Raw genomic sequence first — 20,515 nt, forward strand, 5'->3', positions numbered from 1 at the left:
AAGTTCACATCAGCTGGATCAGACGAAGGGGTTCAGGGCCTGCTCAGGCAGCACTTGAGCCGGCGGAATTTCCTGGCAGGAGTCGGGGGAGCAGCTCTGATCCCGGCCGTTGGCCTGCCGCTGGCCGGTTGCGGCGGTGACGAGGGTGCGAGCGGATCCGGCGGCAAGGCCGGCGGAACGGTGACGTTCGTCTACTACGGCGATGCCGAGAGCCAGAAGGACTACGACAAGCTCTTCACCAAGTTCCGGGCCGAACACCCGGAGATCACCCTGAAGGCGCAGGGCATTGCCGCCAAGTCATGGGCGGATTTCGCCAACGCCGTCTCCACCAGGCTGGCCGGCGGTCAGCCCCTGGACGTGGTGCAGATCGCCACCGAGGGCCAGCGCATCTTCGCCTCCAAGGGACTTCTGGAGCCGCTGGACGACTACATCAAGAAGGACCAGTCCGCTGTCGACGCCTACTACAAGGACACGCCACCGCAGCTGAAGGAATGGCTGGGGAAGTACGCCTCCCCGGACGGCAAGACGTACTACCTGCCCGGTGGCTACAACACGATGGCCCTCTATGTCAGCGGCAAGGTCCTCTCGGCCGCCGGTGTGGAGGTTCCGACCGAGGCCTGGACCTGGGACGAGTTCCGCCAGGTGGGGCGGACGATCAAGGACAAGACCGGTGCCTTCCTGACCGGTGCCGGCAATGGCTACTTCACCGACGTCATGCCGTGGCTGCTCAACAACGGCGCCAGCACGTTCAACGCGGACTGGACCCAGGCCACCTACGACAGCCCCCAAGCGGTCGAGGCACTGACCTACGCTCGTTCGCTCGTGGTGGATGGTCTGGCTCCGAAACCGGGCGGAACCTTCGACGCCCCCACCCAGATGTCCCGGGGCAAGCTGGCCTCGTTCGGTGGTGGTCGATGGCCGACCAACGACCTGCGTCGGCTCAAGGCCATCGACGGCGTCCAGCTGGTCAAGTGGCCGACAAAGGCGACACCGGGTTCCCCGGTCGGCTGGGACGCCTGGCCGATCCTCAAGGGCTCCAAGAACAAGGACGCGGCCTGGACCCTGATCACCTATCTGATCTCGGAGCAGTTCGGAGACACCATCACCACCGGCGGCGGCGGTGCCGTGCCGGGCCGCATCTCGGACGCGACCGGAGACGCATTTCTCCAGAATGCGCCAAAGAACACGCAGCTCCTGTACGAGTTGTTGAAGGTCGCCACCCCGATCCCCGCGCCCAACCGAGGTGCCGAGTGTCAGAAGGCGATCGAGGAGGCGTGGCTGCAGGGCATCAGTGGCACGAAGACTCCGCAGGCAGCCCTGTCGGAGGCCAACGCCAAGCTGCAGGACCTGTTGGCGTGACCGCACTGACGGCGACCCGTGTGAGGGGGGCTGCGCGGGAACGGTCACGGCGCAGCTCCTCGGGTCGCAACATGCCACTGCCCGGATGGTTGTTCATCAGCCCGGCGTTGTTGCTGTTCCTGATCTTCATCCTGGGGCCGTTCATTGCGGCGATGGTGCTGAGTCTCTACTCCTATGATCTGCTCACGCCGGCCAAGTTCGTGGGACTGAAGAACTTTCGCGCCCTGGGCTCGGATGACCTGCTCCTGAAGGCACTGGGCAACACGTTCGCGTTTGCCTTCGCGTCGGTGGTCACCCACCTGATTGGTGGCCTGTTGCTCGCTGTCGCGGTCAACCGCGGGCTGAACAGGCTGCTGTCCTATTTCGTCCGGACCGCCCTGTTCTTCCCCTTCCTGATCTCCTGGGCCGCTGTTGCGCTGCTGTGGAAATATGTGCTGGATCCGAGCTTCGGCATCCTGAGCTATTACCTGGGCCTGGTCGGAATCACGGCTCCAGGTTGGTTCACCGACCCGTCCTGGGCCTTGCCGTCGATCATAGGAATCGACTTCTGGCACACCATCGGCTACACATTCTTGATCATGCTCGCTGGCTTGCAGACCGTCCCCAACGAGATGACGGAGGCGGCTCGGGTCGACGGGGCGAGTCGGGTGCAGACGTTCTTCTTCGTCACCCTGCCGCTGATGACGCCGACGATGTTCTTCGCCTCGGTGATCACCTTCATCGGAGCGTTCCAGATCTTCGACCCGATCCAGATCATCACCGGCGGTGGGCCGAATGACTCCACCATCTCAGCCGTGATGTACCTCTACCAGACGGGCTTCCAGGCTTTCCAGATCGGGTACGCGTCAGCTATCGCCCTGGTGGTGTTCGCGGTGATCATGCTGGTCACCCTGTTGCAGTTCTGGGGTTCACGGAAGTGGGTGCATCACGCATGAGTGCAACAACTGCGGGCGACCGGTCCGCTGTCCAGTCGCCGCCCCAGCGGCGTCGGAGGCGGTTCCGCGCAGGTCGCTTCGTCACCAGCCTGATCCTGTTCGTGATCGGCATCCTGATGATCGCGCCTCTGATCTGGCTGATCTCCACGAGTCTCATCGATCCCCGCGAGGCCTTCCAGCTGCCACCCGCATGGCTGCCGATTCCGTTCAGCCTGCAGAACTTCGGGGATGTGTTCGATCTGATCCCGTTAGGCCGAATGGCGCTGAACAGCCTGATCGTCACCGCCATCTCGGTGTTGGGCTCGTTGTTCACCGCCTCGTTGGCCGCCTACGCCTTCTCCCGGATCCCCTTCCGCGGTCGAGAGTCCGTCTTCGTCGTGCTGCTCACCGCGCTCATGGTGCCCACCCAGCTGACCATCATCCCGACCTTCATCCTGATGCGGAAGCTTGGCTTGATCGACCATCTCACGGCCCTCTGGCTGCCGGCACTGATCAACGTGTTCGCGATCTTCTTCCTGCGGCAGTACTTCAACACCATCCCGCGTGACCTGGATGAGGCGGCACGGATAGACGGTGCAGGCCATCTCCGCATCCTGTTCCAGATCATGATCCCGCTGGCCGGTCCGGCCCTGTCGGCACTCGCCATCCTGGGCTTTGAAGCGTCCTGGAACAACTACTTCGGACCGCTGATCTTCCTGACCAGCCCGGAGAAGATGACCCTGCCGATCGGCCTCGTCTCGCTCTCTGCCGGCCAGGGCGGCGGGCCTGCGGTCGTGGTGTTCGCCGGCATCACGATCGTGGTGTTGCCCATGCTGATCGTCTTCGTGGCTTTCCAGCGGGCATTCGTCGAGAGCGTCGCCTCGATCGGCATCCGAGGGTGAACGGCCTCGCCCACGGCTCAGCAGATCCGCTGCGCAGAGCAGCCCGAGTGGTCTGGCCCAATCTGCCCGTGCTCGTCTGCGGATCGCTCATCGTGGCGCTCGGGTGGTCACTGATCCGCGCGCTGTCCCCCCAACTCGGTTGGGTCACGCTGATCGGCCTCGGGCTGGTCGTCGTGCCCGTGTTCGCGGCGCTGCTGTGCGGATGCGAGGGTCTGCTCGTGGACGAGCGTTTCGGCCTGGCTGAGCTGCTTCATGGTCTGAAGGTCGCCTACCTGCCCGCGGTCAAGGTGACTGCTGCACCGATGGTGACCGTCCTGCTCACTCTGGTCGCTCTGAAGCTCTGGCTGTTGAGCGGACAGACCTGGATGCTCGTCTCGGTCGGCCTGGGTGGGGCACTCAGCACGGTTGCGGTCTACACGGCGGTGGTCGCGTTGCCGCTCTTCGTGCGGACTTCACCGCGGCTGATCGAGGGATGGCTGGTCGCGTTCTTCATCGCTGCCCGGAACCCGGTGCCGGTCCTGGCGGTGTTGTCGGCACTGTCTCTCGGCATCTGGGCCAGCGCCTACCTGAGTTTCGCCATGATCCTGTTGCTTCCCGGGCCCCTGGCGCTGGTCTGGGCGGCCGGGGTGGCTGCCGCCACCGCGCGTAGCCGGAGTCAGCTCGCCTAACCTCCGCTCTGCTTGGATCTCTACCCACCGTCTTTGGAGAGGACTTCGATGAACTCGATCGACTGGCCCGTGCTGCGTTCCTACGACTCGCAGCACCTGGAACGCATCTCGCTGCCCCTCGGTGGGATCGGCACGGGAACGTTGGGGTTGGGCGGCAGGGGAGACCTACGGGACTTCGAACTGGGCAATCGTCCGGGCAAGGGGTTCCGCCCTTCCACGGCGTTCTTCGCAGTTCGCGCCCAGGCGGCGGGTCAGCCGGCGCAGGCCATGGCCGTTGAGGGCCCGCTGCCGACGGGCCTCTACGAGGGCGCGTTCGGTTCGCCCGCCCCCAACCACGGGCTGCCGCGGTTCCGGTCGTGCAGCTTCGATGCGGCCTACCCGTTCGGTCAGGTGCGACTGCAGGACGATGACTTTCCACTTGCCGTCACACTGCAGGGTTTCAACCCTTTGGTGATCGGCGATGTCGAGACCAGCAGCCTGCCGGTCGCCGTGCTGCGGCACCGGCTCACCAACCGGTCAGCTGAAACAGTGCAGGCCACTGTCGCGTTCTCCCTCACCAACTTCGTGGGCGCGAACGGCACCGAGGACCAGGCAGGCGAGAACCAGAACACCTATCGAACCGCCGCGGGACTGGCCGGTGTCACCATGACTGCGCCGGGCCTCCCACATCATGCCGAGGCAGCGGGCGAGATGACGATGGCTGTGCTGGCCCCAGAGAATGTGCGGGTCAGTCATCGCACCGGCTGGGCCGACCTGAGCTGGGGTAACTCACTGCTGGACTTCTGGGATGACCTGCTGGAGGATGGCCGGCTCGACGAGCGGGTCAGCGAGGCCGCACGGCCGACCGCCTCCATTGCCGGGCAGGTCACACTGGCCGCGGGGGAAAGCACTGAGTTGACCTTCCTCCTCACCTGGTCCTTCCCGCATCGGCGCGCCTGGCGCTCGGAGGAGTACGGCGGGATCAACATCGGGGAGTACAGCGACGCCATCGTTGGCAACGCCTACGCCGTGGCACATCCCGACTCCTGGCTGACCGCTGTTGAGGTGAAAGACCGACTGGCCGACCTCGAGGCGGCCACGGTGGACTGCATCCGCAGCGTGGTGGAGACCGATGCTCCCGCCGAGATCCGCGAGGCGGCGCTGTTCAACCTAAGTACCTTGCGCAGCCCCACGGTCTTCCAGACGGCGGCGGGTGACTATTACGGCTGGGAAGGGGTCGGGGACCGGGAGGGCAGTTGCTACGGGACCTGTACCCACGTTTGGGGCTACGAGTTCGCGACCTCGCTGTTGTTCGCCCCGATCGCCCGGTCGTTCAGATACACGCAGTTCGCCCGCTGCACCGACGAAGCCGGACTGATGAGCTTCCGAGCAGGACTTCCGCTGGAGCTGTCACAGAGCTGGAAACTGGCTGCCGCAGACGGACAGATGGCCTGTCTGGTGCATCTGTACCTGGACTGGGTCCTCAGCGGTGACGACAGTATGCTGCGCGACCTGTGGCCCGCCGCCCGCCGGACGCTGGAGTTCTGCTGGTTGCCGGGAGGCTGGGACGCCGACCGGGACGGGGTGATGGAGGGCGTCCAGCACAACACGATGGACGTGGAGTACTACGGCCCCAACCCGCAGATGGGTTCGTGGTACTTGGCCGCGCTCCGGGCGGCTGAGGAGCTGGCCACCGCGGCCGGCGATCCCGAGTTCGCGAGCTACTGTCGCAAGCTCTTCACCAGCGGCTCAGAGTGGGTGGACGAGCACTTGTTCAACGGGTCCTACTACCGACATGAGGTCAGGCCGGTGGCGGATGCCGACGCCATTCTCCCCGGACTTCGTCACCGGAGCATGGGCTCGGCCGATACAGCCGAGCCCGACCTGCAGCTGGCCGACGGGTGCCTGGTTGACCAGCTGGTGGGGCAGTATGCCGCGACCCTGGTAGGTCTCGGTGAGCTGCTCGACCCCCGGCAGGTGAACTCGGCCCTGCTGGCCGTGCGGGAGCGCAATTTCCGAGGCGACTTCACGCACCACTTCAACCACATGCGGAGCTTTGTCCTGGGGAACGAAGCCGGCGTCCTGATGTGCAGCTACGACGAGGACCGGCGACCGAGGCGTCCGTTTCCCTATTTCAACGAGGTGATGACCGGATTCGAATACACCGCAGCGACCGGCCTGCTGCAGATCGGTGCGGTCGACGAGGGACGCGAGATCATCCGCGCCATTCGAGACCGCTACGACGGGGCCAAACGAAACCCCTTTGACGAGGCCGAGTGCGGCCATCACTACGCACGGGCGATGGCCAGCTGGTCGGCGTTTGCGACCTGGAACGGGATCTCCTACTCCGGGGTGACCCGAACTCTGCGGATCGAAGATCGTCCAAGGACCGGGCGGGCGTTCTGGTCGACAGGATCGACCTTCGGCACCTGGGAGCCCGGCGACGATGCCGAGACGGTCGGCCTCCTGCACGTACTCGGCGGACCGCTCGCCGTTGCGACCCTCATAGTCGGCGACCTCCACTACTCTCCTTCAACGGAGCTCCTGACCACCGGCAGCACGTGGAGAGTGACTTCTGTCTCCGCCCGACCGTGACGGAGTGGCTCCGGCCGACCGTCCAGCCGCGGGTAGTCTGGCGCCCGAGCAGAGAGGAGCGGGGCGAGCAGAGATGGTGAAGATCAGCGATGTCGCCTTGGCGGCGAACGTCTCGGCTGCAACCGTCTCACGTGCCCTGAACAACAGCGCCCGGGTGGATCCCGTCCTGGCCGCTCGGGTGCACGCTGCGGCTCAGCAGCTGGGCTACCGGCCGAACGCGGTGGCGCGAAACCTGCGCCGGCAGGGCACCCAGGTCTGGGCGTTGATCATCACCGACATCAACAACCCGTTCTACACCGCGGTGGCCCGGGGGGTGGAGGATGTGGCCCAGGAGCTGGGGTTCTCGGTGCTGCTGTGCAATACCGACGAGGACCAGACCAAGCAGGACCGTTATCTCGAGGTTGCCGCGCAGGAACGGGTGGCCGGGGTCATTCTCGCGCCCCGCGCCGATGACTCCGACGTGTCCAGTGTGCAGTCGGGGAACATCCCGCTGGTCATCGTCGACCGTCGCCTGGCGCAACCGGTGGACTTCGTCACGGCGGCGTCCTTCGAGGGGGCGGTGATGGCCACCGAGCATCTGTTGCGGCAGGGCTGGCAGCGGCCGGCCTGTATCACCCGACCCGCCGATACGGCCACGACCGAGCAGCGCCGGCTCGGGTACGAGGACGTCGTACGTCGTCACGGGCTGCCCTCGATCGTGCGACATGTGCCGTTCCACACCGACAGCGGCGTCGACGTGATCAACAAGCTCTTCGGCTCAGCGGATCCGCCAGACTCACTGCTGACCGTTGACGCGATGCTCGCGCTGGGAGTCATGACCAGCCTGAAACGTCAGGGGCTGAAGATCGGCCGTGACGTGGGCATGATCAGCTTCGACGACGCCGACTGGGCGACGGTGGTCGAACCCCCGCTCTCGGTGATCGCGCAACCCGCGTACGAAATCGGTGCGGAGGCGGCGCGGTTGTTGGCGCGGCGGATCAAGAAGGAGGGCCCGGAGGATCCTCAGACGATGATCATGAGCACGACGTTGATTGTTCGCGGCAGCTGCCAACGACCCAAAGCCCGGAAGACCCGCTGAGGCTGGGCCAGGGGCTGATGAGCCTTCGTGACAGTCGGGCCTCTGGTCGAGTGGCAGCAAGTGGCTCCCATAGGCGGCGCATAGCAACCGCAGGCTGCCGTTCGGCTATCCACGTCCGTCACCTGCGGCTGGGCGGCGTTTATACGATCGTTGCCTCAACCGTCGCCGGAGTGAGTCGGGCCGTGGCCTACCCTTCTTCTGACTGGTTGCGACGCCGACAGGTCGCGCGGCGGTTCCTGGTCGGCGCCCAAGTGAAGGAGAGCTATGGCTGGCAACGGGCAGGGTGGACCCACTCCAGGGTCGCTGCACGCCTGCCTGCTCAGCAACTCCGTCGTTATTGCCAGCGGCCGGCAGCTGATGGAGTTCCGACCGCTCCCTGATGCCTTCAACCGGGAGCAGTGGACCAGAGTGTCCGAGCTGGACGGTGCCATTGTGGCTCTCGGATCCAGCCGTCTGTCAGATCGTGACCCTGGCGAACAGATTCTGGTGGTGACCGAGGTGGACGGTCAGGCCGTGCTGATGGGCTGGACCCACTCCGGTCCCGGTGAGAGCTCAGGAACGGGTTGGCACGAGTCACGCGCGGAACGCGTCGATCTGGGCGGCGCCCGGGTGACGGCCCTGGCGGTCTGGATCGGGTCGGCCGGGCGGGCCGAGAAAGCGCTGCTCACCGATCGCGGTGAGCTGGTCGTCCGGCTCCAGGATGGGCAGGACCGGTGGCGACCGGTCGGGTTCACTCCCGGTGCGATATCGCTCGACGCTGCGGTCGCCGACGACGGCAGCCTCGAGTTGTTCTGCCTTGACGCGGAGGGCCACCTGCACCGCGTCCTCCGAGACGGCGGCGGTCGTTGGCATCCACCGGCCATGGACCTGACGCTGTCTGGGCAGAGGATCCTCGCCCATGCCTCCTGGGGGACCGGCCCGACGGCGAGCCAGCGTCTGGCGGTGCTGGACAGCGGTCAGCAGGTGACCAGCAGTCGAACCGGCGTTGGCGGCTGGGGGCCGTGGTTCCCGAGCCGGCAGCAACTGCCTGCCCCGCTGGGGCGGACCATCCGGGCCCTCTCCGGCGCGGGTGCTGACGCCGCCGGTGGCGCAGAGGTTGGAGCCGTCACCGCGGACGGCCGGTTTCTACTGAGGCACTGGATCCCTGTGGAGGGACAGTCCGGCTGGGAGAACGTCCCGTTGCCATGGTCGCGCCCGGTGCCGGCTCGTGACGGCGCCGACGAGGCGACGGTGCCGACCGCATCAGGCAGGCCACCGGCCACGCTGCTGCGGTCAGCGTCAACGCAGCTCGCACGCGTCGCCGCTGCGACGGCGGTGCAGACCGACCCTGCCCGGGCGGGTGCCGACCCGGCGTCTGAACCGGCCGTGGCGTTTCGGCGTGCGCCTCGTCCGGCCGAGTCGAACACGTTGCGACCAGCCACACAGACGAACGGCACAACGCCGCCTGCGACCGCCCACCCGTCGGCCGACCACCCGCGCCACGACGGCTCAGAGGCTTGGGCTCTGACCCCCACTGTCCTGCTCACGGGACGCGACTTCACGCCGCTCGAGCCGGGGGACCCCGAACGCTTCGGGCCGTTCTCCCTGCTGCAGCGGGTGCGCGGCGGCCAGGACTCCACCGAGAAATTCATCGCCCGGGACGGCCGTGGAATGTGCTTCTTGAAGGTCCTGCGAGACGACGCCCAGAGCGATCACCGGGCTGCGTTCGAGCGGGAGTCGATGATCGCTCAGCGCGTCCTCAACTGCAACCAGCTCAGCAACTACATCGACCACTCCGAACGCCGAGGCGAGGCCGCCGCCTACCTGGCGTTGAGCTTCGTCGAAGGCGAGGACCTGGAGACGCACCTGCTCAAGCGGGGACCCCTGGCGGGAGACAAGCTCCTCAAGTTCGCCTATGAGCTCCTCGGTGCCCTGGAGGAGATGGAAGACGTCGCCATCGCCCACTGCGACATCAAGCCGAGCAATGTCATCCTGGCACCGCATCGGCGCCCGGTGGTCGTCGACTACGGGTGTGCGTTTCCGCTCGAGAACACCCAGGCCACCGCCCCGGTGTTCGCCACCCGGGAGTACGCCCCGCCGGAGTTCATCGACCATTGGGCCATCAGCACCCAGACCGACGTGTACTCGTGGGGGGCCGTCGTGATGAAGGCCGCCCTCGGGGAGATCCCCGCCGCCGACGACGACCGCCGAGCCGCGCAGTTGCGTCGGCTGCCGGAACAGCTTCGAGATCTGGTGGCCGCCTCCCTGTCGGCGGATCCGCAGGGGCGGTTGTACCGGAACGCGCTGGCAGCCCAGCTCGCCCGCAACCTGCACCAGCCTGCCCCGACAGCCAAGCTCGAGACGGTCACTGGCGTCGCCCCGGTGACCATCCCCAGAAGGGTGCTGCGGGGCCCGGCAAAGTTGAGGCAGCAGGTCGCGGAGCTGCCGGTGAACACCTACCGCCTGATCGTCGGGGGATGCGCCGTGCTCGGGTCCGCTTTCGGGATCATCACCGGTGCGGTCGTCTCCGCGCTCATCGGACCGCTGGGAGGTGGCTGAGATGGCTGAGCTTCGGCGTCGAACCAAGCCCGTGAGCCAGGGCGGCCTCCGGATCAGGGTGTTCGCGGCGACCTTCGGCCTGTTCTTCGTGATCTTCCTCGTGGTGGCGGTCGTTCATGGCTAGGACCTACTTCTGTCCGAACTGCCTCGCCAAGATCAACCAGGAGCAGGTGCGGTATCGGACCCGCAACGGCGAGGAGACGGCCCAGCCCGTGATCGTCTACGACCGGGGGCCGGCCGAATGGGCCAAGGCGATCTGGACGGGTGACCCGCGGCACATCCACCAGAAGGATCGGGCTGCTCTGGCCGAGCGGTTCAGGCAGGGGATCCATGGCGAGTGCCCGAACGGTCACGTCGTTCCCGATGACGCCTTCGGCGTGCGCTCGGTGGCCATCGGGCTGGTGGGGGAGGCAGCGGCCGGGAAGTCGGTCTTCCTCGCCTCGCTGCTGGACCTGCTCGAACGCGGTCGGCTGATGCCATACCTGGATTTCCGCCGACCGGAGGCGGCCAGACGCGTCATCGCCGAACGGTTCGGGCCGTTCTATCGCTTCGGTGAGGCGCCGGCGGCGACGACGACGGCGGCACCGCGCGAGGCGATCACGGTCGAGGGCTACAAGGACGGCGAGCTCCAGGCCTACTTGTCCTTCTTCGACACTGCCGGTGACTACAGCGACTATGCCGACCTCGGTGAGCACAACCGTGCCCTCTTCGCGGCCGACGTCATGATGTTCTTCATCACGCCCGAGGCGTTGCACCTGCCGAAGTCGCGACCGCAGCGCAGACCGGACCAGCGGCAGTCCTGGAGTGACACCCATGCGCTGATCCAGGTGGCGTTGGAGGCGGCGAAGCACAGCAAGACGTTGGCCCATGCGGCGGTGATCTTGTGCAAGTCGGACGACATCGACCCGTCGTCGCTCAACATCCTCAAGGAGGCCCGGGCCGATCTCCGCTATGGCGATGGACTCACCCTGCACCGCGCTTTCGAGGTGATCGAACAGGACTCCGCCTATATCCGCAGGTTCATGGACAGCAACGACGACGGTCGTGTCGTCGCACGCCGGATCGAGGAGACGTTCACGACTGTGAGCTATCACCTCGTCTCGGCGACCGGTGGGCCTGCCGACCCAGGCACCGGTCGGTTCGTCAACCCGCGTCCGCAACGCGTCCTCGACCCGCTGCTCACCTCGTTGGTCCGTACCGGCATGCTGGACCCCAACCATGGAACGCAGGCCCTTCGGTGACTGTGGTGCGCTGTGAACAGCTCCGGTTCACGTGGGCGGAACGACGACTTGACGGGAACGGGGCCGGGTTCGGCACGATTTTGTTGTCACGCGGCTGGCCGAAGGGCTTGCTGGACGAACCTGGGCTCCGCGAGGCCGTCACGACCCTGTCCACCGAGGCTCGGCGGGTCTCAGCCGACGGCGCCATCTTCGTCTCCTGCCGACGGGTGCGTGGTGGGTCGCTGCTGGTGGCGAAACGCCCGGTAGGAACTGACGGCGCCGGCCGGCCGGAGAACTATGCGGTGCACGCCCTGTTCGACCCGTCGGGGACCCTGGGCGCGCTCGACCTTGGCCCGCTGGTGCGGGGCGGTGCCTTCGTGCTGGATCGTTGCGTCGACGCCGCACCTGACCCAGCCGCCGAGTTGGTCGAGATCAAGGCGCCCGACCAGTGGGACGAGTCCGTGAGCAGGGTGGAAGCGCCCGGGTCGGTGACCCCCGCACCGGGATCTCGCTTCGCCTGTTGGGATCTTGCCGAGGCCGACGCCATCCTGGGTCGTGCGTGTCGCGAATTTCCGGCTGACCTCGTCAACCGCTGTGAGGTCGACGGCGCGGTCACCCCAGCGCAGGCCATGCGGCGGCCCGAGGTTCCGGTGGTCCCCCAACTGGCCATCTTCGACGAGGCGGTGGCGTTGGGTGCGGTCCTGGAGGATCTGTGGTGGGAACGTCGTGGGTGGACCGAGGATCAGTGGAGGGCGGTCCTGGAGCAGTACATGATCGTGACCCAGCCGGTCGGCTCGGTGCCTGATGCGTCGCTCACGACCCGGTGGGATCGCTCGGACGTACGCGGCCGTGCAGCGGTGGCCCTGGAGCTGCTGGTCCGGCCCACCCTGAGCAGCGACTCGGTGGTGCGACGGGACGTGGCGGCCCGGCCACAGCTCGTGGACGAGATCGTCGAGCTCGGCGTGACCGGGAGTCCCTCGAAGAGGTCAGCGGCGGCCCGCTGGGTCGCGGCCGCAGGGACCCCAGAGCAGGTGCTGGACCTGGCCACCGAGCTGTCGGTCCAGTGGCCAGGGGATCGGCTGCCCGCGGTCCTGGAGGAGCACCTACGACAACAGAGCCCCGCGGATCTCCCACAGGTCCTGCTCGGTCCGGTCGCGGCCAGCCTGGATGCGACCGAGCCGCTGTCGCCCGAGTGGCGCGCGATCTGCCTCGAGCTCCTCTTCGCTGGACAGCGCACCTGCAAGAATTCGGCCGCACTGGGCGAGGCCTCCTCTGACGCGGAGCTCGCCGCGGCTGTGGTGGCGGCCGACGAGCAGGGCGCCGCCTTGTCGGAGAGCTGGCATCGGTTAGCCAGCATCTCCAGCCCTGAGCGTCGCGAGCGGGTGTTCGCCCAGGCGTCGGCGGCGACGGCAACCTACCTCTTGGGCCGATGGTTCTCCTCGGATGGCGCTGCCTTGCAGCGTGATGCGCGACGTCGCCTTGCCGCGGCATGGCCGAGGATGGTTTCGCTACTGGACTGGCCAGAGGGGATCCGTGGCGCCATGCTGGAGGTGACCCACCAGCAGCGGATGCTGCGGCTGCAGCGGATGTTCCTGCTGCTGGCCGTCGGGGTGCTCGGCGTAGCTGTGGTGGTCCTGGCCGTGATCATGATCGTGCGTCCTTGACGCTCGCGCTTCAGCTTTCTTGTCATGGCGAGTCTGACCGAGCCGCGGTACGCTCCCGAACGTGACCGCGGGTGACCCGAGCGCGGCGCAGGGCTGAGGCCAGAAGGAGCATGGGATGACGATCCAGTCGCAGGTGGACCAGCTGATCAGTCAGATGTCGCCGGCCGAGAAGGCGGGGCAGCTGACCCAGTATTTCTACTTCCGTCTGCCGGAAGGCGCCGAGCCGGGTCTGGACTTCGACGCCGACCAGCAGCCGCAGATGGTCGAGTCGGCCCTGCGCTCGGGCGCCGCCGGTTCGCTGCTCTTCGTGTTCGATCCGGCCGAGGTCAATCGCCTCCAGCGGCTCGCCATTGAAGGCAACCGGCTCGGCATCCCCGCGTTGTTCGGCTTCGATGTCATCCACGGGCTGCGGACGATCCTTCCGGTGCCGATCGCCATGGCCGCCTCATGGGATCCGGACACCATCGAGCGTGGTCAGGCCGTCGCGGCCCGGGAGGCGCGTGCGGTCGGCATCCACTGGACGTTCGCGCCCATGGTCGACATCGCCCGCGACCCGCGCTGGGGCCGGATCATCGAGGGCGCCGGAGAGGACCCTTATCTCGGCGCCGCCGTGGCCGTCGCCCAGGTGCGGGGCTTCCAGGGCGGTGAGCTGGGTGAACCTGACCGCGTGATCGCCGGTCCGAAGCACTTCGCCGGTTATGGTGCCGCCCTCGGCGGGCGCGACTACGACGAGGTGAACCTTTCCGACTCTGAGCTCTGGAACGTCTACTTCCCGCCGTTCAAGGCGGCGATCGATGCCGGTGCCGGCAACGTGATGACCGCCTACATGCCGCTGAACGGGATCCCGGCGGCCGGCAGTCGGTGGCTGTTCACCGACGTGCTGCGCGATACCTGGGGGTTCGAGGGCTTCGTTGTCAGCGACGCCAACGTCGTGCGTAGCCTGGTGACCCACGGCTTCGCAGCCGACTTGGGCGATGCGGCCGCCCGAGCCGTCAACGCCGGGGTGGACATGGAGATGGCGGTCGCGGATCCCGGCTATGCCCACCTGCCCGAAGCCCTGGAGTCCGGCGACGCCGACCCGCAGGCCGTCGACGCCAGTGTCCGGCGCATCCTGGAGGCCAAGATCCGGTTGGGTCTCTTCGACGCACCGTACGTGGACGAGAACCGCGCCCGTGAGGTGCTCGCCGACCCGGCGCACCGGGAGGTGGCCCGGGTTGCCGCGGAGCGGTCGGCGGTGCTCCTCCGCAACGAGGGGGACCTGTTGCCGCTGACCGCCGGCGACCTGGGCTCGATCGCGGTCATCGGGCCGCTGGCCGACTCGAAGCGCGACACCCTCGGACCGTGGGTCTTCGACTTCGACCTGGACGAGACGGTCACCGTGGTGGAGGGCCTCCGCGCCAAGGCGGGCGAGGGGGTCCGGGTTGATCATGCCCGCGGGGTGCGGGTCGGGCAACGCCTGTTTCCGTCGTTGTTCGACATGTTCGGGGGAAACAAGCCAGCAGACCCGGAGGGCTTCGACGACGAGGCGGAGTTCGACCGCGCCGTCGACCTGGCCCGCGGAGCAGATGTCGCTGTCGTGGTGGCGGGTGAGTGGCAGAACATGATCGGTGAGGCGGCCTCACGGTCGTCACTCGAGCTGCCGGGACGCCAGCTGGAGCTGTTGCAGGCCGTGGTCGCGACCGGCACGCCGGTGGTGCTGCTGATCATGAACGGGCGCCCGCTGGACCTGCGCTGGGCCGCCGAGCACGTACCGGCGATCCTCGACATCTGGTATCCGGGCAGCCAAGGCGGCGCGGCGGTGGCCAACCTGCTGTTCGGCGAGGTGTCGCCTGGGGGCAAGTTGCCGTTCAGCTGGCCGCGGACGGTGGGGCAGGTGCCGATGGTGTATTCACACACCCGTTCGCATGAGCCCGAGAACCAGCAGCGGCGTTACTGGGACGAGGCCAGCACACCGCTGTTCCCGTTCGGCCACGGCTTGAGCTACGGCCGCTTCGACTACGCCAACCTAGCCGTCGACCAACCAGCCTGCACGACTGACGGCTCGGTCACGGTGTCGGTGGAGGTCACCAACTCGGCAGATCGAGAGGCCGATGAGGTGGTCCAGCTCTATCTGCATCAGCGCCACGGCTCGGCGGTGCGTCCGGTACGCGAGCTGAAAGGCTTCCGGCGGGTGGCCCTGGCGGCGGGGGAGTCACGTACGCTCGAGTTCCCACTCGGGCCCAATGAGCGGCGGTACTGGAACGCTGCGGTCCGGGGCTGGGTGACCGACGCGTCGACCTTCGACGTCTGGGTCGGCGGCGACTCCACCGCCGCGCTGTCGACCACGTTCGAGGTCACCGACGCGTAGTCCGGCGACGTTCGGTCGACAGCGCGGCGGGTGGGTCGCCGCCATCTGGTTCAGGCCTCGCGGGTCTTGGGTGAGCGCTCCAGGGTCCGGGCCGGGTCGCGTTCGATCACCGGATCGAGGATCTCGTCGATCCTCGCGAGGATCTCAGGCGACAGCCGCACACCGGCGGCCTGCACGTTGTCGTGGACCTGCTCGGGTCGGGACGCACCGATGATCGCGGTGGCCACGTTGGCGTTCTGCAGCACCCAGGCGACGGCAAGCGCAGCCATCGACAGACCGGCTTCTGCGGCCACCGGCTTCAGCTGCTGCACCCTGGTCAATACGTCCTCGCCCATCCAGCGCTTGATCGAGTTGGCGCCACCCTTCTCGTCGGTGGCCCGCGACCCCTCGGGCGGCTGCTCGCCAGGCTGGTATTTGCCCGTCAGTACACCTTGAGCGATCGGTGACCACACGACCTGGGAGATCCCGAGCTCCTGCGAGGCAGGGACGACCTCCGCTTCGATGACACGCCACAGCATCGAATACTCCGGCTGGTTGGAGATCAGCTGGAAGCCCAGGTCACGCGCCAGGCCATGCGCTGCCCGAAGCTGGTCGACCGTCCACTCGCTCACTCCGACATAGAGCACCTTGCCGGCTCGGACCAGGTCGGCGAAGGCCTGCATCGTCTCCTCGAGCGGCGTCTCGTAGTCGTAGCGATGCGCCTGGTAAACGTCGATGTAGTCGGTCTGCAGACGCTTGAGTGAGCCGTGAGCGGCCTCCATGATGTGCTTGCGTGACAGTCCAAGATCGTTGTGACCCTTTGGTCCGATCGGGCCGAAGACCTTGGTCATGATCTCCAGCGACTCGCGTCGCTCGTCCTTGAGCGCCTCGCCGAGTACCGTCTCCGCCTGGGTATTGGCGTAGACGTCAGCCGTGTCGAACGTGGTGATCCCGGCTTCCAGCGCTGCGCGCACGCAGCTCCGGGCCTGGTCGTTCTCCAGCTGAGAACCATGGGTCAGCCAGTTGCCGTAGGTGACTTCGGAAATCTTGAGGCCTGAGTGGCCGAGGTAGCGAAATTCCATGGTCCCTTTCTATCGTCTCGGCGTCGGCGGCACCTCTCGGGGCCACCCTGTGGCTATCGGGGGCCGCGGGGCTACTTCACGGCACCGCCGGTGGCGCCAGCCGCGATGTACTTCTGGGCGATGACGAGCAGGATGATGGCGGGGATGGAGGCCAGCATGGCTGTCGCCATCACGGCGCTCCAGTTGGAGATGTGGGCGCCGAGATAGGTGTAGATGCCCAGAGTGACGGGTACGACGTTCCCCTTCGTGGTCAAGGTGAGGGCGAAGATGAAGTCACTCCAGGCGAAGAGGAAGGCGAACAATCCAACAGTGATCATGGAGTTCAGACTGATCGGGACCACAATGGACAGGAAGGCACGGACCAGGCCGGCGCCATCGACCCGGGCGGCCTCCACGATCGAGGGTGGAACGCCGAGCATGAACGAGCGCATGATCAAGATCCCGAAAGGGATGGCATTGGCGGCGTTGGCGATGATCAGCCCCGGGATCGAGTTGAGCAGGCCGATGCGTTCGTAGGCGGTGTAGAGGGCGTTGGCGATGACGATCCCGGGGATCATCTGGGAGATCAGGATCGCCAACAGGGCCCAGTTGATCCAGCGGAACCGGAACTGGGCCAGAGCGTAGGCACAGGGTGCAGCGATCAGCAGGGTCAGCACGACGGTCCCGCACGCGATCAACAGGCTGGTGACCAGGTTGCGGCCTTGGTCGTGGATCGCGGTCTGGTAACCGGCAAGCGTCGGATGCGCTGGGAAGAAGTTCGCGGACAGGGTGTTGCCGCTGGGCTGGAGCGAGGTGTTCAGCATCCAGTAGACCGGGAACAGCATCAGGGCCAGCAGGACGATGGCGATGGTGGTACGGATCCCGCTGCGGGCGTGTCGAGTGGACTTCATCGTCTCCCTTACTCGTCGACCTGGCGTCGGTTGGCACGCAGGTAGACCACCGCGAATGCCAACGAGATGACGATCAGAATGTTGCTCAGCGCAGCACCCTGACCGAACTTGAATTCCACGAAGGAACGCTGATACGACTGCAGGGCGATGGTCTGGGTGGCGTTGGCCGGACCGCCCTGGGTCAGACCGAGGATGATGTCCAGCACCTTCAGGGTGTAGATCACTCCGAGCATCAGCACTACGCTCACCACTGCGCGGAGGTTGGGCCAGGTGATGTGCCAGAACGCCTTCCAGCCGGTGGCCCCGTCCAGCGCGCCGGCCTCGTACAGCTCCTCCGGGATGTCCTGCAACCCGCTGTACAGCAGAGTCAGGTTGAACGGGATACCCAGCCAGATGTTCACCAGGATCACCGCGAGCAGCGCGATACGGGGCGACGTCAGCCAGGGGACCGGGTTGTCGATGACGCCCAGGTTCTCCAGCGTGACGTTGAGGATCCCGCTGTCCTGCTCGAGGATCGCCCGCCAGGCGGCGCTGCCTACGATCAGCGGGATCAGCCACGGCAGCAGGAACAGTGCGCGCAGCACGCCGTTCAGCGGGAAGCTCTTGTGGAAGAAGAGGGCCAGCAGCATGCCGATCACGAACTGGCCGATGATCGACCCGATGGTGAACAGAGCAGTGTTGATGACTGCCTTGGAGAAGACGTCGTTGGTGACCACGGCGACATAATTGGTGAGGCCCACGAAGGGCGCCTTACCGGTGAAGAACGTCTTCAGGGTGTAGTCCTGAAAGCTCATCACCACGTTCTTCACCACGGGATAACCGAACAGCGCCACGATCGCCAGGGCCGCCGGCACCACGAAGAGAACCTTCAGGAACTCCTCGCGGCGCCGACCGCCCCGCCGGCGGCTGGGGCCGGTGTCGGTGATCGGAGAGCTCGTCTGGGATGCGGTCGCTAGCGTCTCCGCGTCCGACATGCGCGGACTCCTTCCGTCGTGAGCGGCTAGCCGCCGGCCTTTGCCATCGCGTCGGCCGGTTTCGCCTGCCCGGTCAGCACGAGCTGCATTCCGGTGTAGATGATCTTGGCAGTGTCCGGCCATTTCGAACCGAGCTTGCCGGTTCGGGCGCGCGCGTGCTCCACCGCGTCGACGAAGCCGGCCATCGCAGGCACCTCCTTCTTGAATTGCGTCGCCAGCGCGAGCTTGGTCGGGACCAGGCCGCCCTGCTTGGCCCGCAACATCTGGTTCTCGTCGGAGTTCATGCACTTCACCAGCTCGGCCGCCTTCTTCATCTTCGCGTCGTCGCCGGTCACCGGCACCGTCCACGCCTCGCCGCCCAGCGGTGCGACCGATGTCTGGTCGGGCTTGTTGATCGGGAACGACACCACACCGAAGTTGACCTTGGCCTTCTGCAGGCTGGGGATCTGCCACGGACCGTTGAGCATCATGGCCGCCTTGCCCGCGATGAACTGGTCGTTCACGTCGGACTGCTTCCAGTTGACGACGCTCTTGGAGGCCGAGCCGTCGTCCACCAGGTCTTTCCAGAGCTGGAGGGCCTCGGCCACCTGCGGACTCTTGAGGTCGGTCTCGTCGCCGCCGTTGGTCCACATCGGTGGCAGGAACTGCCAGGCGCCCTCATAGTCGGCGGTGGCGTTGAACGCGAAGCCGTACTGCTTACCCACGGTCAGCTTCTTCGCGGCCGTGCGAAGCTCGGCCCAGGTCTTCGGCGGCTTGACGCCGGCCTTCGCCAGGACATCCTTGCGGTAGAAGATCGCGATGGTGTTCGCGGCGGGCTGCAGGCCGTAGAGCTTGCCCTCGAAAGTGGCCGCCGAGACCGGGCCCTCTGCATATCCGTCGGCCTTGATCCCGTAGTCATCGAGTGCGGCCAGCGCGCCGGTTTCGGCGATCTGCTGGATGTCCGGATTGTCCAGCATCAGCACATCGGGCAGCGTCTTGGACGATGCCTGCTGCAGCACCTTCTGGATCAGCGTCGGACCGGGCACGGGTTGGCGGTTGATCTTGGCCACCCCGATCGAGGTGCCACACTTCTCCAGCATGTCCTGGATCTGAGTCTTGCCCGGGTCGTCCGTGTAGTAGTCGAGCACGGTCAGTGAGTCGACCTTGGCGGAGGAACCGCCCCCGCCCCCGCCGCCGCTCGTTCCGCCGCCGCCACACGCGGCCAGGGTCAGGGGGGCCATCGTTGCCAGTGCTGCGATAGCCACCAGTCGCTTCTTGATCATCAGTACAGCTCCTTCGCTGCCTCGACCGGGATGTCGCCAACGCCCTCGACCGTGGAACGTGTTGGTCGGGAGGTTGACGAGAAGGACGGTTAAGCGCTTAACTGCGCTTACGTCAGAGCCTCGGGGGCGGCCGTCCGTTTGTCAAGAGGTTGCTGACGCGCTTACTCGCTCGTGACCTGGCCGGTCGGATTGCTCAACGCCAGAAGCTAGCGGGCTGTCCGGACGGAGGTGCGGCGATGGCCACGACGATGCGTGAGGTGGCGCAGGCTGCCGGGGTCTCGATCGCCACCGTGTCCTACGTCGTGAACGACTCCAAGAGGGTGGCACCCGAGACCCGGCTGCGGATCGAACGGGCGATGGCCGAGTTAGGGTTCCGCCGCAACGTCGTCGCCCGGGCCCTGGCCAGTCGACGTACCCAGATCATCGCCCTGGTGTATCCGGCCCTCGAGCACCGGCTGGGGGGATCCGTGATGGAGTTCATCACCAGCGCCGCGCGGGCGGCCAGGTATGCCGACTACCACCTGGTGGTGTGGCCGGTCAGCAACGACGGCAGCGAGCTCACAGCCCTGGTCGGCCAGAAACTCGTCGACGGGGTGCTCCTGATGGAGGTGCAGCTCGACGATCCCCGGGTCAGCGCCCTGCGCGGGCTGGACATCCCGTTCGCGCTGATCGGACGTACCCGTGACGTGACCGGGCTGCACTATGTGGACATCGACTTCGACTTGTCGTTGAGGATGGCCATGGACCACCTGGCGGAACTCGGGCACCAACGCATCGTGCTGATCAACGGCAGCGAGGACGAGGTCAGCTTCGCCGACTATGGACCGTACGTCCGGTCCGAGGCGGCCTATCGTGACCTGGCGGCTCAACGCGGAATCGAGCCGACGGTCCTGCACTGCCGTCAGACGGTGCGCTCGGGCCGCGACGCTGCCAGCGAGCTGGTGGCCAGGGTCCCGGACGCGACCGCAGTGATCATCGTCGACGAGGCCGCCGCGGCCGGTCTGGTCGCTGAGCTGGACCGGCTCCGCCGGCCGGTGCCCTCCGACATATCGGTGATGTCGATC

The 20,515-nt window shown here is 66.6% G+C and carries 16 protein-coding genes; 12 read left to right on the forward strand and 4 right to left on the reverse strand.

The annotated features are described in order from the left end of the window. The first annotated feature begins 54 nt into the window (after positions 1-54). The 11 genes from JOE57_RS18345 to bglX all read left to right on the forward strand — a co-directional run bounded on the left by JOE57_RS18345 (position 55) and on the right by bglX (position 15,264). Positions 55-1,359, forward strand: coding sequence for an ABC transporter substrate-binding protein (locus tag JOE57_RS18345; RefSeq protein WP_204920080.1), 1,305 nt, complete (start codon positions 55-57; stop codon positions 1,357-1,359). 71 nt (positions 1,360-1,430) lie between these two features. Beyond that, positions 1,431-2,294: a carbohydrate ABC transporter permease gene (locus tag JOE57_RS18350; RefSeq protein ID WP_204920081.1), complete on the forward strand. Its 864-nt coding sequence runs from the start codon at positions 1,431-1,433 to the stop codon at positions 2,292-2,294. After that, a complete protein-coding gene (locus JOE57_RS18355; protein WP_204920082.1) occupies positions 2,291-3,175 on the forward strand; it encodes a carbohydrate ABC transporter permease in 885 nt (294 codons plus the stop codon). Before JOE57_RS18350 ends, JOE57_RS18355 begins: the two co-directional genes overlap by 4 nt. Before the next feature lie 47 nt (positions 3,176-3,222). Then, positions 3,223-3,843: a hypothetical protein gene (locus JOE57_RS18360; protein ID WP_204920083.1), complete on the forward strand. Its 621-nt coding sequence runs from the start codon at positions 3,223-3,225 to the stop codon at positions 3,841-3,843. A gap of 48 nt (positions 3,844-3,891) precedes the next feature. Beyond that, on the forward strand, positions 3,892-6,417 hold the full coding sequence (locus JOE57_RS18365; RefSeq protein ID WP_204920084.1) for a GH116 family glycosyl-hydrolase: 2,526 nt from the start codon (positions 3,892-3,894) through the stop codon (positions 6,415-6,417). A 73-nt stretch (positions 6,418-6,490) separates the two neighbouring features. Next, the gene (locus JOE57_RS18370; RefSeq protein ID WP_204920085.1) at positions 6,491-7,495 is read left to right on the forward strand and encodes a LacI family DNA-binding transcriptional regulator; all 1,005 of its coding nucleotides are present in this window, start codon (positions 6,491-6,493) and stop codon (positions 7,493-7,495) included. Positions 7,496-7,759: 264 nt separating this feature from the next. Further along, entirely contained in the window at positions 7,760-10,033 is a 2,274-nt protein-coding gene (locus JOE57_RS18375) for a serine/threonine protein kinase (protein WP_204920086.1), read from the forward strand. Position 10,034: 1 nt separating this feature from the next. Continuing rightward, positions 10,035-10,157, forward strand: coding sequence for a hypothetical protein (locus JOE57_RS19040; protein WP_275588370.1), 123 nt, complete (start codon positions 10,035-10,037; stop codon positions 10,155-10,157). Next, positions 10,150-11,274 carry a TRAFAC clade GTPase domain-containing protein gene (locus JOE57_RS18380; RefSeq protein ID WP_204920087.1) on the forward strand — a complete coding sequence of 375 codons (1,125 nt, stop codon included), beginning with the start codon at positions 10,150-10,152 and terminating at the stop codon, positions 11,272-11,274. The genes JOE57_RS19040 and JOE57_RS18380 overlap by 8 nt, the downstream gene beginning before the upstream one ends. 5 nt (positions 11,275-11,279) lie before the next feature. Beyond that, positions 11,280-12,917 (forward strand): GAP1-N2 domain-containing protein, encoded by a 1,638-nt coding sequence (locus JOE57_RS18385; protein WP_338041412.1) that lies wholly within the window; start codon positions 11,280-11,282, stop codon positions 12,915-12,917. Positions 12,918-13,032: 115 nt separating this feature from the next. Beyond that, positions 13,033-15,264 carry a beta-glucosidase BglX gene (gene bglX, locus JOE57_RS18390; RefSeq protein ID WP_204920089.1) on the forward strand — a complete coding sequence of 744 codons (2,232 nt, stop codon included), beginning with the start codon at positions 13,033-13,035 and terminating at the stop codon, positions 15,262-15,264. 50 nt (positions 15,265-15,314) lie between these two features. On the opposite strand, the gene JOE57_RS18395 is transcribed toward bglX, so the two are convergent. The 4 genes from JOE57_RS18395 to JOE57_RS18410 form a co-directional block, all read right to left on the reverse strand. Next, positions 15,315-16,325 carry an aldo/keto reductase family protein gene (locus tag JOE57_RS18395; protein WP_204920090.1) on the reverse strand — a complete coding sequence of 337 codons (1,011 nt, stop codon included), beginning with the start codon at positions 16,323-16,325 and terminating at the stop codon, positions 15,315-15,317. Between the two features lie 71 nt (positions 16,326-16,396). Next, positions 16,397-17,215 (reverse strand): carbohydrate ABC transporter permease, encoded by an 819-nt coding sequence (locus JOE57_RS18400; protein ID WP_204920091.1) that lies wholly within the window; start codon positions 17,213-17,215, stop codon positions 16,397-16,399. A gap of 8 nt (positions 17,216-17,223) precedes the next feature. After that, a complete protein-coding gene (locus JOE57_RS18405) occupies positions 17,224-18,189 on the reverse strand; it encodes a carbohydrate ABC transporter permease (protein ID WP_204920092.1) in 966 nt (321 codons plus the stop codon). 26 nt (positions 18,190-18,215) lie between these two features. Beyond that, on the reverse strand, positions 18,216-19,451 hold the full coding sequence (locus JOE57_RS18410; RefSeq protein ID WP_204920093.1) for a sugar ABC transporter substrate-binding protein: 1,236 nt from the start codon (positions 19,449-19,451) through the stop codon (positions 18,216-18,218). Positions 19,452-19,687: 236 nt separating this feature from the next. On the opposite strand from JOE57_RS18410, the gene JOE57_RS18415 reads away from it, so the two are divergent. After that, on the forward strand, positions 19,688-20,515 hold an 828-nt coding region (locus JOE57_RS18415), incomplete at its 3' end, for a LacI family DNA-binding transcriptional regulator (RefSeq protein WP_204920094.1).

It is taken from the genome of Microlunatus panaciterrae, from assembly GCF_016907535.1.
Taxonomy (GTDB): domain Bacteria; phylum Actinomycetota; class Actinomycetes; order Propionibacteriales; family Propionibacteriaceae; genus Microlunatus; species Microlunatus panaciterrae.

What these genes read in the sequence shown, in the direction of transcription:
- JOE57_RS18350 (WP_204920081.1), top strand. Translation starts at nt 1,431, where the DNA reads ATGCCACTGCCCGGATGGTTGTTCATCAGCCCGGCGTTGTTGCTGTTC.
- JOE57_RS18355 (WP_204920082.1), top strand. Translation starts at nt 2,291, where the DNA reads ATGAGTGCAACAACTGCGGGCGACCGGTCCGCTGTCCAGTCGCCGCCC.
- JOE57_RS18365 (WP_204920084.1), top strand. Translation starts at nt 3,892, where the DNA reads ATGAACTCGATCGACTGGCCCGTGCTGCGTTCCTACGACTCGCAGCAC.
- JOE57_RS18370 (WP_204920085.1), top strand. Translation starts at nt 6,491, where the DNA reads ATGGTGAAGATCAGCGATGTCGCCTTGGCGGCGAACGTCTCGGCTGCA.
- JOE57_RS18375 (WP_204920086.1), top strand. Translation starts at nt 7,760, where the DNA reads ATGGCTGGCAACGGGCAGGGTGGACCCACTCCAGGGTCGCTGCACGCC.
- JOE57_RS19040 (WP_275588370.1), top strand. Translation starts at nt 10,035, where the DNA reads ATGGCTGAGCTTCGGCGTCGAACCAAGCCCGTGAGCCAGGGCGGCCTC.
- JOE57_RS18380 (WP_204920087.1), top strand. Translation starts at nt 10,150, where the DNA reads ATGGCTAGGACCTACTTCTGTCCGAACTGCCTCGCCAAGATCAACCAG.
- bglX (WP_204920089.1), top strand. Translation starts at nt 13,033, where the DNA reads ATGACGATCCAGTCGCAGGTGGACCAGCTGATCAGTCAGATGTCGCCG.
- JOE57_RS18395 (WP_204920090.1), bottom strand. Translation starts at nt 16,325, where the DNA reads ATGGAATTTCGCTACCTCGGCCACTCAGGCCTCAAGATTTCCGAAGTC.
- JOE57_RS18400 (WP_204920091.1), bottom strand. Translation starts at nt 17,215, where the DNA reads ATGAAGTCCACTCGACACGCCCGCAGCGGGATCCGTACCACCATCGCC.
- JOE57_RS18405 (WP_204920092.1), bottom strand. Translation starts at nt 18,189, where the DNA reads ATGTCGGACGCGGAGACGCTAGCGACCGCATCCCAGACGAGCTCTCCG.
- JOE57_RS18410 (WP_204920093.1), bottom strand. Translation starts at nt 19,451, where the DNA reads ATGATCAAGAAGCGACTGGTGGCTATCGCAGCACTGGCAACGATGGCC.